At 38.4% G+C, this 13,901-nt stretch carries 13 protein-coding genes; 1 reads left to right on the top strand and 12 read right to left on the bottom strand.

Annotated elements, in window-relative coordinates:
- Nucleotides 1–114 precede the first annotated feature (114 nt).
- On the top strand, nucleotides 115–435 hold the full coding sequence (locus tag ACM66U_RS05330) for a hypothetical protein (RefSeq protein ID WP_151900501.1): 321 nt from the start codon (nucleotides 115–117) through the stop codon (nucleotides 433–435).
- 3 nt (nucleotides 436–438) lie between these two features.
- Here ACM66U_RS05330 and ACM66U_RS05325 read toward each other — a convergent pair whose 3' ends face one another.
- The 12 genes from ACM66U_RS05325 to ACM66U_RS05270 form a co-directional block, all read right to left on the bottom strand.
- Nucleotides 439–864 carry a bacteriohemerythrin gene (locus ACM66U_RS05325; protein ID WP_151900502.1) on the bottom strand — a complete coding sequence of 142 codons (426 nt, stop codon included), beginning with the start codon at nucleotides 862–864 and terminating at the stop codon, nucleotides 439–441.
- Between the two features lie 55 nt (nucleotides 865–919).
- Nucleotides 920–1,999, bottom strand: a complete 1,080-nt coding sequence (locus ACM66U_RS05320) for an ABC transporter permease (RefSeq protein ID WP_346388675.1) — start codon at nucleotides 1,997–1,999, stop codon at nucleotides 920–922.
- Nucleotides 1,999–3,120 (bottom strand): ABC transporter permease, encoded by a 1,122-nt coding sequence (locus ACM66U_RS05315; protein ID WP_418641324.1) that lies wholly within the window; start codon nucleotides 3,118–3,120, stop codon nucleotides 1,999–2,001. The genes ACM66U_RS05320 and ACM66U_RS05315 overlap by 1 nt, the downstream gene beginning before the upstream one ends.
- Entirely contained in the window at nucleotides 3,117–4,739 is a 1,623-nt protein-coding gene (locus ACM66U_RS05310; protein ID WP_418641323.1) for an ATP-binding cassette domain-containing protein, read from the bottom strand. The genes ACM66U_RS05315 and ACM66U_RS05310 overlap by 4 nt, the downstream gene beginning before the upstream one ends.
- Before the next feature lie 6 nt (nucleotides 4,740–4,745).
- Nucleotides 4,746–5,903 (bottom strand): HlyD family secretion protein, encoded by a 1,158-nt coding sequence (locus tag ACM66U_RS05305; protein WP_418641322.1) that lies wholly within the window; start codon nucleotides 5,901–5,903, stop codon nucleotides 4,746–4,748.
- 10 nt (nucleotides 5,904–5,913) lie between these two features.
- The gene (locus tag ACM66U_RS05300; RefSeq protein WP_418641321.1) at nucleotides 5,914–8,964 is read right to left on the bottom strand and encodes an efflux RND transporter permease subunit; all 3,051 of its coding nucleotides are present in this window, start codon (nucleotides 8,962–8,964) and stop codon (nucleotides 5,914–5,916) included.
- Between the two features lie 2 nt (nucleotides 8,965–8,966).
- Entirely contained in the window at nucleotides 8,967–9,674 is a 708-nt protein-coding gene (locus ACM66U_RS05295; RefSeq protein WP_346388670.1) for an efflux RND transporter periplasmic adaptor subunit, read from the bottom strand.
- Nucleotides 9,671–10,909 carry a TolC family protein gene (locus ACM66U_RS05290; protein WP_418641320.1) on the bottom strand — a complete coding sequence of 413 codons (1,239 nt, stop codon included), beginning with the start codon at nucleotides 10,907–10,909 and terminating at the stop codon, nucleotides 9,671–9,673. The genes ACM66U_RS05295 and ACM66U_RS05290 overlap by 4 nt, the downstream gene beginning before the upstream one ends.
- A 2-nt stretch (nucleotides 10,910–10,911) precedes the next feature.
- A complete protein-coding gene (locus ACM66U_RS05285; protein ID WP_418641319.1) occupies nucleotides 10,912–11,505 on the bottom strand; it encodes a TetR/AcrR family transcriptional regulator in 594 nt (197 codons plus the stop codon).
- 97 nt (nucleotides 11,506–11,602) lie between these two features.
- The gene (locus ACM66U_RS05280; RefSeq protein ID WP_418641318.1) at nucleotides 11,603–12,097 is read right to left on the bottom strand and encodes a GGDEF domain-containing protein; all 495 of its coding nucleotides are present in this window, start codon (nucleotides 12,095–12,097) and stop codon (nucleotides 11,603–11,605) included.
- A 9-nt stretch (nucleotides 12,098–12,106) separates the two neighbouring features.
- Nucleotides 12,107–13,141 carry a hypothetical protein gene (locus tag ACM66U_RS05275; RefSeq protein ID WP_418641317.1) on the bottom strand — a complete coding sequence of 345 codons (1,035 nt, stop codon included), beginning with the start codon at nucleotides 13,139–13,141 and terminating at the stop codon, nucleotides 12,107–12,109.
- 46 nt (nucleotides 13,142–13,187) lie between these two features.
- On the bottom strand, nucleotides 13,188–13,901 hold the full coding sequence (locus ACM66U_RS05270) for an ABC transporter ATP-binding protein (RefSeq protein WP_346388666.1): 714 nt from the start codon (nucleotides 13,899–13,901) through the stop codon (nucleotides 13,188–13,190).

Here is a 13,901-nt window from a genome sequence, read left to right as displayed (position 1 = left end):
TTCTCTTTTCTCTTTTTTATTTTAAAGTCAAATTATACCATTCAAACAAAATATTTTTCTTGAATTTTTTGGCTATAATCGACCAAAAGAAACATTTTAAGAATAGGAGTAACAATGTATCCAAATAAAAAATTAAGAACAGGCTTTTGTATGAAAATTGAGGGTGTTTTGCTGAATCGTCCGGACTTGCATAATATTGCGGCAGAATTAGGGGTAAACCCAGGTGACGTACTTACAAAAAATCAAATCCTTACGATTTACAATACTTCTGAAACATGCCAGGAAATTATAAAGGATAACGCATTGGCAACATTTGTCGCAATGGCTCTTGATATTTCGCCCCAAAACATCACTGATATCAAAGAGGTTGTAGAAGAACCTGTAAAAATTGAATTTGATCTGAGTGATTTTGAAGACGACGAGGATGATGAATAGGTTTTACAAACCTTTCATCTTTTTTGCAAGATAATTTGCAGTCGGGTAGTCCACTGTGTTTACATGTAAGACTATCCATTCGGGTGCTCTGCGGATAAAATCAGTAATTTTTGAAACCTTTTTATAGTTTTTCCAATTTTTAAGAGCCATATTCAATTCTTCCAAAAACATGTCATGTGCAGTCTTGTGCATGTCATAGGAAGGAAAACTATACTCTTGCATCAGACGTTCTTCGTTTGCAAAGTGTTCATGAACATGCTTTACATACTCCTCGATTTTTGCTTCAAGTTCTTCGAGTGTCGCTTCCCCCCGATCGTAAGAGATCGCAAGATTATCTATTGCATTTAAAATTTTAATCTCATTTTCATGAGTTTTTTGCATCTCCTCCACATCCATATCTTCAACCTGCTCAATATATACCAATGCCATAAAAAATCCCTCTTTTTCTTTTATTATAGTAAAAAATTAAAAACAGAGCCTTAATTTAAAACAATTTTCCGATTTTTTTAAAACCGTACCAATACAGCAGCGTTCCAAGAAGAAGAACTCCGCTAAAATATGGCCACAAATCTATAAACTCCGTTCCTCTGAAAAAGATGCTCTCTGTTGCTTCTATGTAGTAGCGAAGCGGTGAAAACAAAGAGAGTGTCTGAAATACCGGGTGCATAGCATAAACAGGGGTCCATGCACCACTGAGAAAAATCAACGGCATCATAATAATGATAGAAAGCTGTGCCACCTGCATCACATTTTTGGACACAGCCGCTACAAAGAGTCCTATGCCGGCACTCGAAACAGAATACAAAAATGTCAGGAGCATAAATGCCCAAAATGAACCGTTGAGCGGTACATCAAACTGGCCAAAAAGCACAAATCCCAAAGAGAGAACAACGCCTGCCATGACAATGAGTACCTGAGAAAAACTTTTTGCCAAAATAATGATTTTGGGATTTATCGGAGTAAGCAGCATAATATCCCAGGTACCGTCCTCTTTTTCTTTGACAAAAACAATGGCCGTCAAAATGACTATCAACAGGGTTATAATTGAAAGCAGTTCTGTCAGTGCCATAAAACTGTGATTGTCAGCATTTTGATTAAAAAGTTTATGTGACTTTAATTCAAGCGGAAAGTTTACAGATTGGAAGTCAAATACAATATTTTGCAGATACATAAATGTCGTGAGGCTTTGCGATGCTGCAGTAGCATCGAGCAAAAGATTGATCTGTGCTTTTTTCCCGCTCTTGTAGTTCTTTTCAAAATCAGAGTCAAAGAGTATTCCGACCATAACTTCTTTGTTAAAAATAGCATTGGAGAGTGCTTTTTGCGAAAGAAAGGCAACCGGTGGTTTAAACTCCGGTTGATGCAACCGTGCAAGTATTTTTTGGCTTACTCCCCCTCCTGTTTTGTCAACATATCCGACAACAACATTGCGCGGTTTTATCTGTATGCCGGAACCGGCTATGTAAACATCGAGTGTAAACGAATAAAGTACAACAGCCACTAATCCTATAGAACGTAAAAAACTCAGCAGTTCTTTGGAGACAATCATTGCAAATATTCGCATTATCTCATCTCCTTTTTCAACAATAAGGTGCCGACAGTAAAAAGTCCCACAACAAACCCGACAAGTATTAACAGATACATGATAATTTTTTCAGACGCCAAACCCTGTCCTATCAAAAATGTATCATAAAGAATATGCGTATAATACATCACCGGAAACATATGCGCTTCAATATATGACTCGCCACTCATGGAAGATATCGGCATAAGCATACCAGAGTATAAAAATCCGGGAATTATGGTGATAATAATTGTCAAAACAACGGCAACAATTTGTCTGCTTGTAATGATAGAAATAAGCATACCGATAGAGAGACTGATAAGAATATAAAGTTCACTGCTGAGCCAGTAGAGCATAAAACTTCCCCGAAAAGGAACATCAAACAGATAAACTGCAAGCAAAAAAAGTATAAAAATATTCACAGAATGCAGTAAAAAAGCAGGAAAAAGTTTTGCAAGAAGGAACTCTCCTTTACTCAAAGGCGAAGCATAAAAATTAAAAATGGTCCCTTGCTCTTTCTCTTTTACTATAAGAAGTGCTGCCAAAATTGCAGGAGCCACCAAAAGCACAAGCCCTATGAGTCCTGGAACTATGGCATCTTCATCCCGCATTGCCTGATTGAAAAGCGTACGCTGATTTAACACTATAAGCCCTTTTGCAGACAAACCGCTTCTTTGTGCCACTTCGCTTGCCCCATCAAGCACACTCCCCTTGATATACCCCTCAATAGTAGTAGCCCTTGTCGGAAAAGAGGCATCCACAAAAACACCGATCTCACTCTTTTGTCCGTGTAAAAGTTGTTTTTCAAAAGAAGAGGGAATGATTAAAACTGCATCGGTTTTAGCCTGTTTTATAGAGCGCAGTGCCTCTTTTTCACTTACATGTAACACCTTTGCATTAAAGTATTTGCTATGTTCAAATTTTGAAATCAGCATTTGTGAAAATTTGCTCTGGTCATTATCAATAATCAAAATTCTTGCATGCGTTACATCCATACGGATTCCATAGCCAAAAAGCAGTACAATCATACTCGGCATCAAATATACCATCACAATCAGACGCGTTCTGTAAAGCTCCATAAATTCTTTCAATATATAGGCTTTAATGGTTATTAGTTTCATTCTCTATCCTTATAATATGTCAAGAAAATATCTTCAAAATTCTTTGCATCGGGATGTGTTTTATAAAAATTTTCTATGGTATCGTCTGCAATCTTTTTTCCCTGTTTGAGGAGTACCACTCGATCACAGTACTCCGCCTCGCTCATATAGTGTGTGGTTATCAAAATAGATATATGCCACTGCTCTTTAAGCTTTTTAAGTATCTCCCAAAATTGTGCTCTTGCAATGGTATCCACGCCGCTTGTAGGCTCATCCAAAAACAGCACAAGCGGTTCGTGCAAAAGTGCCGCAGCTATGGAAAAACGCTGGTTGACACCCAGAGGAAGCGCAGTTGGCAATTCATCCATATACTCTTTAAAGCCGAGTTCATTGGCATACTGCTCTATTCTTTTCAAGGCAGTCTTGAGAGGAATCTGATGCATATTGGCAAAATAAATCAGATTTTCTCTTACAGTCATGTCATTGTAGAGTGCAAAATGCTGACTTACATAGCCGATTTTGGACTTGAGCGTTTGACGATCATCTCCGCTGCGGATGACTTTTTCAAGCAGGGTAAGTGTGCCCTCGTCTATCGGATACAGACCCAAAAGCATTTTGATAAATGTGGTTTTTCCTGCGCCGTTTGCACCCAGAAGACCCAGAATTTCACCCCGTTTGAGTTCTATGTCTACATGGTCATTTGCCGTAAAACTGCCAAATCTTTTTGTAATGCCATATGCCTGCATCACAACAGGCGGTATTGCAATTTCTTTGTCTCGTTTTGCTATGACGACCTTAGGCAGGAGCTTTTTCTTTTGCAGCGCGTTCACAAAAAAGAGTCCCTCCAGAGTAGGTTCTGCCTGCTTTACATGTAAAGGCTGCAGCGAATATGTTCGCTTGTTAAAACCAAGGCACTCTTCTTTACATGTAACCTCTTCATAAACATACGGACGGATAGAGTCTATAAGCTCTTCATTTGTTCCGCTGGCAATGATTTCTCCTTCGTCAAAAAGAAAAATTTTGTCCATTTTGGAGGCTTCTTGCATATAAGCGGTGCTCACTAAAATTACTGTTCCTTCTTCTTTGCGTATGCTGTCCAAAATCTCCCACAGTTCCAAACGGCTCAAAGGATCCACTCCGGTTGTCGGTTCATCCAGAATAAGAAGTTTCGGACGGTGCAGCAGTGTGCAGATAAGTGAGAGTTTTTGCATCATCCCGCCACTGAGTTTACCGGCTTCTCTCTCAACAAAAGCACTCAGTCCTGCCATATGCAGCAGTTTTTCTCTATATGCAAGAAATTGTTCATCTTTTGCAACATTGCGAATATCGGCAAAAAACTCCAAATGCTCTCCTACTGTCAGAGTATCATAAAGAACAAGCCCTATTCCCTGTGGCATCAATCCGATAAAAGGTTTTACTTTTTCTGCCTCTTTGGGTGAATGGTACGCGATACCATCATAAACAATCTCACCCTCAAAACGGATAACACCGGCTACAGCATGCATAAGGGAGCTTTTACCTGCACCGTCCGCTCCTATAAAACCGATAATCTCTCCACTCTCTGCTGTGAGCGAGGCATTGTCTATGCCTGTTCTTTTTTTGTAAGAGACCCGGATATTTTTTACTTCAAGAAGAGACATCTTGTTTTAGAGTACCGGAATGTCATTGAGTGAATTTGGCAGACCTTTGCCATCAAGTGACACAACTCCCACAGCCGGTATACCGAGTTTTAACAAAGGGGCAATTGCCAGTGGTTTGAGGTGTACGGCAAACACTCTTTGAATTCTGTCTGAACGCACACTGACCTCTTTGGGCGTAAATTCCGCTTTTTGGGCAATACGCACTACTTTTGCCTGTATCGGATGATTTGGATAGGCATCAAGAAATATTACCGCTTTGTCACCCAGTTTTATTTTTCCGTTTTGCAGTGTGTCGACAAATATTTTCAGATACAACGAGTGAGGATCCAAAAGTGTGGCTACCGGCATACCAGGAGCTATTACCTCTCCCTCGTTGGCGATTTTTTCTACCGTAATTCCATCAACAGGTGAAACAAGTGTCATCTCCTGAATCATCGCTTCTATCTGTGCTTTGGATGCTTTGAGGGCTTCAATACCATCTTGCAGGGCCTGAATATTTGCGGCAATGGCAAAAAGTTTTTTCTGTGATGCCTGCGCATCCAAAAGTGCAATACGAGCCAGAGTTACTGCTGATTTTATTTTTTTCAGCTGTTGCTGCAGTGCGGAAAGCTTTTTGTTTTCTGTATCCCTTTTGAGTTGCGCAAGTTCCAGTTTGTGCTTGTCAATACTTTTGTTTTTATACAATCGTTGAGAGCGTTTGAAATCTCTTTTTGCCTGGGCAACGACATCTTTTTGTATCAAAATATTTTTTTCAAATGCCTGTTGCGAGGCTTGGGCTGAGACAAGCTGTGCTTTTGCTTTTTTCTCCAAAAGCGGAATTGTTTTCTGTGCAATTTTTTCTTCAATTTTTTGTGCTGCGAGTTGCTGTTTTTTTGCCTGAATCTGTGCATCAAGCCCTGCTTTTTGTGCTGCAAGTTCTTTGCTCTTCAAGACACCCACAACCATTCCTTTGCTCACAGGTACACCGTCATCAACAGATATTTTTTCCAGCCTTCCTGCATATTTTGCATTGAGATTTACCAGATCACCGTCCATGCGGCCTGTCCCTTCAACCAAATTTGCAGGAAGTGTTTTTGGATGCAGTTTTTTATAGATCATTCCGCCTGCTGTAACCAATAAAACAGCTATCACAACACCCAACCAATATTTTTTCAGAACCTGCATAATCTACTCCTTATTCAGTATCACTCTGTATTTTTTTCTCATACCACTTTCGAAGCCACGCATCAATCGGATTTATCATTTTATAAATTACAGGCACAACAAGCAATGTTAGCACCATTGAACTTAAAAGACCGCCTATGATGGCTATTGCCATCGGTGCTTTTGTTTCACTTCCCAAAGAGTTGCTCAGTGCCAAAGGAAGCATCGCAAATATCATCGCAATTGTTGTCATCAAAATCGGGCGCAGTCTTTTTTCTCCCGCTTCAAGCAGTGCTGCATTGGCATCTTTTCCCCGCGCTACTGCTTCATTGGCAAAATCAACAAGCAGTACGGCATTTTTACCGACCATCCCCATAAGCAGCATAAATCCTATCATCACAAAAAGACTGAAATGCAAATGTGTCAGATACAAAGCCAGCATAACCCCGATAATACTCAGTGGCAATGCCATCATAATGATAACAGGCTGAATAAGCGACTCATACAAAATTGCCAGGATGATAAACATTAAAATTACAGACAAACCAAGAGCCACGCCAAAGGCTTTGGCTGTTTTTTCCATCTCTTCGGCAAAGCCTGTAAATTTATAGTTTACACCCGGTGGCAGCAATGTGTCTATTTTTGCACGTGTATACTTGACAGCGCCGCCCAGATCAAGCCCAAACAGATCAGAATAGATAGTCACCTGTCTTTGTCTGTTATAGTGATATATTGAAGCCAGAGACCTTGCCTTGTCAAATGTGACAAGACCGTCAAGAAAAACCAACTTTCCGTTTTTGGCTCTGAGTTGGATTTTTTTGAGATCATCTATGCTTACACGGTCCTTGTCAGGCAGTCGCAGGGTAATTTTGTACTGTTTTCCGTTTTGCTCAAAATAGGAAATTTCCAAATCACTTGAAAAGGCAATGGAGACAGCCTTTGCTATCTGTGCTGCACTAATCCCCATTCTGTTGGCATTTTCACGTACTATATTGATGTCAATCTGCGGTTTGCCTTCATCAAGATTACTGTCAATATCAACAAAGCCTTTTCTCTTCGCCAGATACTCCATCAGATTTTTTCTCGCCACATCAAGGTCAGCAAAAGAATCCGATGTCAGTACAATTTGATACGGTACACTCACCCCGGCACCTTTGATGTTCGGAATTGCCGCTGCTGTAATAAACATCTCTTTGGAAAAGGGTTTGAGCTTGTGTCGAAATTCCTGAATAATCTCTTCTTGATTCTTTTTTCTGCTGCCTTTAGGCGTAAGTTTGACATAAATGAGCGCTTTGTTTTTCTCGTGTACACTGTTATAGCCTACACTCAAGGTTGTAAAAACAACATTTTTGTCAGCTCTGATTAAATTTTCAATCACTTTGGACTCCCGTATCATTTCATCCAAACTGATGCCCGCATCGGCTCTGAGTTTTACTTCAAACTCTGCTTTATCCTCTTTTGGCAGAAAATCCATACCGATTTTCGGAAAGAGAGAAAGCGAGGCAACAAACACCCCAAGAACAAAAACAAGTGTAAAAAATTTAAAACGAAGCACAAAACTCAGTGTTGCAGCATATAATTTGTCTATACGCTGAAAAATCGGTTCTGTAATATTGTAAAACCTGCTCTCTCCTTTATGCAATACTCTTGCACTCAGACTCGGCATAAAACTCATCGCAACCGTATAGGAAATAATTACCGCAAACCCTACCGTCATCGCAAAACTTTCAAAGAATTTTCCGACAATTCCGCTCATATGCGCAACCGGAAGAAAAACAGCAAGCAACATTGCCGAAATCGCAAGAATAGCAAATGCCATCTCTTTCACACCATAGAGTGCCGCTTCAAACTTGCCCATGCCTGCTTCCATCTTTTTGTAGATATTCTCCAACACAACAATGGCATCATCTATGATAATTCCGATAGCAAGCGTTAAACCGATGAGTGTCATTTTATTCAGGTTATACCCCATCAGATTCATTAAAGCAATCGTACCCAGGATAGAAATTGGAATAGAGAGTGCCGAAACCAGCGTAATAGTAAAGTTTCTCAAAAAACCGAAGATGATAATAACTGCCAAAATTGCACCGTAAATAAGGTCAAATTTCACATCTTCAAGTGAGTGAATGATGAAAGGCGTTGTATCCTGGAGCAGTTCTACACCATATTTTTCGCCAGCCATTGTTTTTAACTGCGGCACGGCTTCTTTGACGCGTTTTACTATATCTATCGTATTTGTTCCTGAAATTTTTTGCACTTCAAGCATAACACCCGGTATACCGTTGTATGATGAGTAGCTTTTTGCATCACTCAAAGAGTCTGCTACCGTTGCCAGATCTTTGAGCCTTAAATCATCTTTTATTATAATGTCTTGGAGTTGCTTCACACTCAGAGCATCCGCTTTTGTTTTTAAGATAATCTCTTTTATTTTGGTAATAAGCTTTCCGCCACCGATTTTGACATTTTCTTCGGCAATAATATCATTAAGCTCTTTGATTGTAATGCCAAACTTGTTGAGTTTATAAATATCTGGGAAGATTTTTATCTCTCTGTCTTTGTAACCGATGATATTTATAGCACCGACACCGTTGATCTTTTGAATAGCCGGTTTTACTTTCTCATCGGCAAATACCATCAGGTTTTGCAAGGTATCTTTTTTTGCTGTTAAAAAAACATTGATAACAGGAGCCCCGCCGATATCGAGTTTACTGACAAGTGGCGTTTGTGCATCTTTTGGCAAGATAACAGCTGAGACTTTGTCTCGTACATCATTGGTCGCTTCATCAATATTGCGTTCCAGGAAGAATTTCACCATAACAACAGATGCGCCGTCACTGCTTGTGGATGTGATGCTGTCCACTCCGCCTATACGAGAGATGGCCTCTTCTATTTTTTCTGTGACCTGTGATTCTATCGTATCTGCTTCAACACCCGGATAGATTGTTTTGACTGTCACTATAGGAAAATCAACATTCGGATAGAGTGCCGAGGGCATGCTTTTAAAACTCATATAGCCAAAAATCACCAATGTAATGACATACATCAGTGTTGCAATTGGTCTGTTAATCGCTAATTTGTACATCGTTATTTTCCGTCAACCAGTATCATACCGTCACCAAAAAGCCCGACTGTAAAATCTTTTGCCTCTACTTCCGCTTTTATCTTTCTGTTGTCAAAATTTGCATACGGATAGACCTTTGAAATAACACCCTTGTATTTTTTGTTATCCCCATCGACTTTATACTCAAAGGTTTGTCCGACTTTTACAATATCATGATATTTTTGATCAAATTCCAATATCAGCTTTCTTGCATGAATACTTTGTATTTTAAAAACAGTTTTAAGCATCAAACCGCTTACAGCATCGCCTACTTCTATGCTTTTGTCATAAATGACACCTGCAAAGGGTGCTTTTAAAATAGTTTTTTCATACAAAGCCTGCTGATAGGCAACCGATGCTTTGGCATTTTCATAATTGCTGAGTATTTTGTCATATTTGCTTGCATCTATAAGCTTTTTGATTTTTTCCTGTCTTTTGAGTTCTCTTGAAGCAAACTTAAAAACTATTTGTGTTTTTTCAAGCATTGCTTTTATATCTTTGTTTCCCAGTTTTGCCAGTATTTGGTTTTGGCTCACTATAGAGCCGATATCGACATTGACTTTTTCTACAATTCCGCTCGCAGTGAAAGCCAGATTGGCACTTTTTTGTGCTGTCACATCAAATGTTGCATAAATCTTTTGCGCATAAGAGAGACTCACCAGGGTGATTAAAGCTATAAATATTTTTTTCATTTAACAAACTCCTCTAAATTTTTATTGTTGTAATAGTAATAAATGCCATAGGCTATTTCCAAATCATTGCGTGCTTTTTCATACCTTGCTTTTGCCTCTGTTTTTGCCGAGAGCGCATCAAGATAGACGACATTGTCCACTATGCCTGCATTGTATTTTTCTGTGATAGTTTTTAAAGCACTTTTTGCCGCTTTGAGTGCACTTTTTGAACTTTTAATGTTGAGTTTGGCTGTATGAATTCTCTCCTGTGCCAACTCTTGCTGCATCTGTTGCTCTTTTGATTTGTAAATAATCTGTTGATTCAGTGCATCAGCCTGCAGTTTGAGTGCCTCTTTTTGCTCTTTGAGTGTTCCAAAATCAAAAAGTCTCAAGCCGACTGTAGCCATCAGCTCATTTTGTTTGTCAAGGTAGGCAATGGGAACTCCCCCAAAAGTCGGCTTATTTTGATACCCATAAAACGAATAGGTATCTTCTATACGCAGAGTAGGATAATAATAGCTCGCAACCGTTTCGCCTAAATTTTGCAATGCTGCTTTTTTGTACCTGAGTGATTGGATACTGTCAAGGAGTCCTTCATTTTGTGCTGCTCTTTTGTCAAACTGCGAATTTTCCAAAGTGTTTATTTTTTTTCCGACTTTGAGTTCAAGTGCTTTATGCAGCGCTGTAATTTGAAATTTTGTAGATTCTATTGCATACAAAGTACTGTCGTATGCAGATTGGAGTCTGTCCACATCATCACTTGTAGCAAGATCAGCTTCATAAAAATGTCGCACTCTTTCAAGTTGTGCTTTGACTGCTTTGGAAGCTTCTATCGTTGCACCCAAAGAGGCCTGCAGACTTTTGAGATTATAATAATCCTCTGTTATGGCAAGAAGTGTCAATTTTTTTGTCTCTTTATAACTGAAAGAAGCAGATTTTCTTTCATTCTCTTTTTGTTTTTTTGTATTTGATTTCTTTCCGCCGTCATATATGTCAAACCCGATTTTCGTCCTTGCTCCGTATGTTGTTCCCGGGAAAAAAGGACTCGGTTTATCATCTCTTTTATAAAAAGCACTCACATCTACCGTAGGGAAGTAATTGCTTGCGGCACTTTGTACCTCTTTTGCTTTTGCATGTACTGCTATTTTGGAGGCATTGACAAGATTGTTATTCTCTTTTGCAAATTCCAAAAGTGATTTCAGGTCATCTCCAAACAAAAGAGCAGGGACAACAGTGAGTAAAAGTAGTTTTTTCATAATCATTTCTCCATTAAATCAAATAAAATATCTATTTGCGTATCTATTTTTTGTTTTAAATCTTCTATGGCACTTGTGGTGACACTCATAATAAAAGTACCCTGAGCAAAAGCAAAAATACCCATAACCAACTCTTTTGCTTCACTCTTTAACTCGTTTTTTTCTATGCCCTCTTCTATGATATTTTCCATCCATTTTTCATAAAGCGTATAGCATTCTGTTTGAAAAGCCACCATCTCTTCATTTGTACTGCTCAGAGCAATGGCAGTAAACTGCTTGTATATTTCACGCAGTTCCTGATCTTCATCGGCATAAAAAAAGCTAAAGAAACTTTTGACTTTTTCCCGTGTGCTTACATGTAGTGAGAGTTGTTTCTCTTTTCTCTTATTATGCTCCTGCATCAAAATCTCAACCAGTTCAAAGACTATCTCATCTTTGTTCTTGAAATATTCATACACAGTGCCTTTGCCTATGTTGGCAGCTTTTGCAATCTGAGAAATTGTTATATTGTTAATTCCGTCTTTAAGAATTAACGCTTTTGTTCCAAGAGCAATATCTTTTTTTTTCTGTTCTTTGTCAACTATAATTGCCAACATAACCCTCCGAAAATATTTTTGACCGACTGTCGTTCAATTATTATAGTAGTATTATTGTTAATTTTTTCTTAAGGGCAATGGAGGTACCCTGAATATATCAGACTTCGTAGAGTGTAACCCGGTTTTTTCCGTTTTTCTTGGATTTGTACAGTGCTTCATCTGCCACTTTTATCAATTTTTCCAAAGAATCCGCCATCCCGTATGCTATGCCAAAAGAAACTGTATATCTGATTTTCATATTGTTGTATGTAATGATGTTGTTTTCAAAATCTTTTCTTATTTTTTCAAAAAGTTTTTCTACATCCTCTTTGGAAATATCATCAAGAACAACGCAAAACTCTTCTCCTCCAAACCGTGCAAACAGATCATATCTTCGCAGATTTTTTTCTAAAATCTTTTTAACTTCTATGATAGCCAAGTCACCTGCATCGTGACCATAAGTATCATTAACACTCTTAAAATCGTCAATATCCATCATCACTACAGCCAGTTTGGTATGTTTTCGCAGCGCTTTGGAAAAAATTGCCCTGGCAACTTCAAAAAAATATCTTCTGTTATAAGCACCGGTCATATAATCCAGTATAGTCTGCATTTTGAGTTTCTAATTGATAATTTTTGATTTTTGATATAAAAAAACCAAATAAAGGCTCAAAAGCATTAAAAGAAAAATAGGAAAGGTATATAAAAAAGATTTAAACCAAAGAGTGTGTGCCTGTACTCTATAAACAAAGTGCAGATGTACATACGGGAGTCTTTTGACAAAAATATATTGAGAGTCTTTGTATTGCAGAGATTCTAAAGTTTCATTCATATTTTGTATGGAGAAATCCAGAAAATCATCTATCTTGTATATCTTGCTTCGGTTGAAATCCTGTATCAGATTATGGCTTGCCACTATCTGGTTCTTGTTGTTATAAATCACACTTTGATTATTAAAATAATCCAGACGTGAAAGCAGATTGTCAAAATTGTTCAATGTTATATCCACATCAAGTGTCCCCAAAAAATGATTTTTGTAATACAAAGGCTTGCCGACAGTCACCATAAGCCCTTTGCCTATGGCATCCATATACAAAGGTGTCAAAAAGAGTTTTTTTTGAGGATTGGCCTGGGGAGTTGCATCATGATAGAAAGGTTTTTTCTCAACTACAGGGGTAAACTGAAAATCTGCAGAACAAACATAAGGGTAAAGAACCGTAAAATGATTTTTGGAATAGTAATAAATCCAGGCAAAATTTTTATTTTGTTCAGCAACCAGTTGAAAAAACGGAGTGAGTTGCAGTGCCGCCTCCATCTCCTGGAGCAGTCTTTTGTCCGAAAGTGCTTTTTTGCCAAAACCCAATAAGTTTACTTCTTTGTTTTCATCCAGTGCATAGGTGCCGTTTTCATTAACATACTTTACATGTAAAGCCTCATTTGGCTTGAGATTTTCTTTATTTTTAAAAATCTGCTCTGCGGCTACATGTAAATACTCTACCGCATTGATACTCATACGCATTTTATGTTCAATACTCAATGCCATCTCATTTGCATTTCTAAAAATATTTTTCATCTGCATTCTGTTAAACTGCAAAAAAAACAGCATATTTAATAAAACAATAATAAATACAGTAATTATAAGTTTTTTATTATCCATACCTATCCATTTCGTTTGAATAAGTATATCTAATCTCACAAAAATATCAAAGTATCGTATTTTCCTGGAAACTTTTTGAAGAGACAACTTTTTTGTTTTCTATTTTCAAGATTCTGTCACACAGCGGCAGCATCGCTTCATCGTGTGTCACCATGATTACCGCCACATTCTGTTCTATAGCTATCTTTTTGAGCATTTTTACAACATCAACAGAACGCTTGGAATCAAGTGCTGCTGTCGGTTCATCTGCCAGTATAATCTGGGGTTTGTTTGCCAGAGCCCTTGCTATGGCTGCTCTTTGGTTCTGCCCGCCTGAGAGTTGTGAAGGCATAGAGTACGCCTTATCAGCAATATCAAAATACTCTAAAAGTTCCATCGCTGTTTTTTCACTCTCCTTGTCTGAGATACCATTTGCCTGTGGAACCAGAGTGATATTTTCCAAAATATTCAAGAACGGAATCAAGTAGTGTGCCTGAAAAATAAAACCGATTTTTTCGCGTCTTATTTTTCGCGTCTCTTTTGTTAACCATTCATTGTCATAGACTTTTTCTTCACCAAGCCATATTTTTCCGCTCGTCGGTTCTTCCACACAGCCGATCATCATGAGCAGTGTTGTTTTTCCGGCACCGCTTGGGGCAACAAGTGCTACAAGTTCTCCTTTGTCTACACTGAAAGATGCACCGTCCAAGACCTCAACAAGAGAATCTCCCTTGCCAAAATTCTTCACCAGATTTTCTACTCTAATTGCCTGTTTACTCAT

Origin of the sequence: Sulfurimonas sp. ST-27 (genome assembly GCF_048081595.1) — a bacterium.
In the GTDB taxonomy this organism is placed as follows: Bacteria; Campylobacterota; Campylobacteria; order Campylobacterales; family Sulfurimonadaceae; genus Sulfurimonas; species Sulfurimonas hydrogeniphila.
Note: the sequence above shows the minus strand (reverse complement) of the source record. Positions and strands in the feature narration are given on the sequence as shown.

What these genes read in the sequence shown, in the direction of transcription:
- ACM66U_RS05330 (WP_151900501.1), top strand. Translation starts at nt 115, where the DNA reads ATGTATCCAAATAAAAAATTAAGAACAGGCTTTTGTATGAAAATTGAG.
- ACM66U_RS05325 (WP_151900502.1), bottom strand. Translation starts at nt 864, where the DNA reads ATGGCATTGGTATATATTGAGCAGGTTGAAGATATGGATGTGGAGGAG.
- ACM66U_RS05320 (WP_346388675.1), bottom strand. Translation starts at nt 1,999, where the DNA reads ATGCGAATATTTGCAATGATTGTCTCCAAAGAACTGCTGAGTTTTTTA.
- ACM66U_RS05315 (WP_418641324.1), bottom strand. Translation starts at nt 3,120, where the DNA reads ATGAAACTAATAACCATTAAAGCCTATATATTGAAAGAATTTATGGAG.
- ACM66U_RS05310 (WP_418641323.1), bottom strand. Translation starts at nt 4,739, where the DNA reads ATGTCTCTTCTTGAAGTAAAAAATATCCGGGTCTCTTACAAAAAAAGA.
- ACM66U_RS05305 (WP_418641322.1), bottom strand. Translation starts at nt 5,903, where the DNA reads ATGCAGGTTCTGAAAAAATATTGGTTGGGTGTTGTGATAGCTGTTTTA.
- ACM66U_RS05300 (WP_418641321.1), bottom strand. Translation starts at nt 8,964, where the DNA reads ATGTACAAATTAGCGATTAACAGACCAATTGCAACACTGATGTATGTC.
- ACM66U_RS05295 (WP_346388670.1), bottom strand. Translation starts at nt 9,674, where the DNA reads ATGAAAAAAATATTTATAGCTTTAATCACCCTGGTGAGTCTCTCTTAT.
- ACM66U_RS05290 (WP_418641320.1), bottom strand. Translation starts at nt 10,909, where the DNA reads ATGAAAAAACTACTTTTACTCACTGTTGTCCCTGCTCTTTTGTTTGGA.
- ACM66U_RS05285 (WP_418641319.1), bottom strand. Translation starts at nt 11,505, where the DNA reads ATGTTGGCAATTATAGTTGACAAAGAACAGAAAAAAAAAGATATTGCT.
- ACM66U_RS05280 (WP_418641318.1), bottom strand. Translation starts at nt 12,097, where the DNA reads ATGCAGACTATACTGGATTATATGACCGGTGCTTATAACAGAAGATAT.
- ACM66U_RS05275 (WP_418641317.1), bottom strand. Translation starts at nt 13,141, where the DNA reads ATGGATAATAAAAAACTTATAATTACTGTATTTATTATTGTTTTATTA.
- ACM66U_RS05270 (WP_346388666.1), bottom strand. Translation starts at nt 13,901, where the DNA reads ATGAGTAAACAGGCAATTAGAGTAGAAAATCTGGTGAAGAATTTTGGC.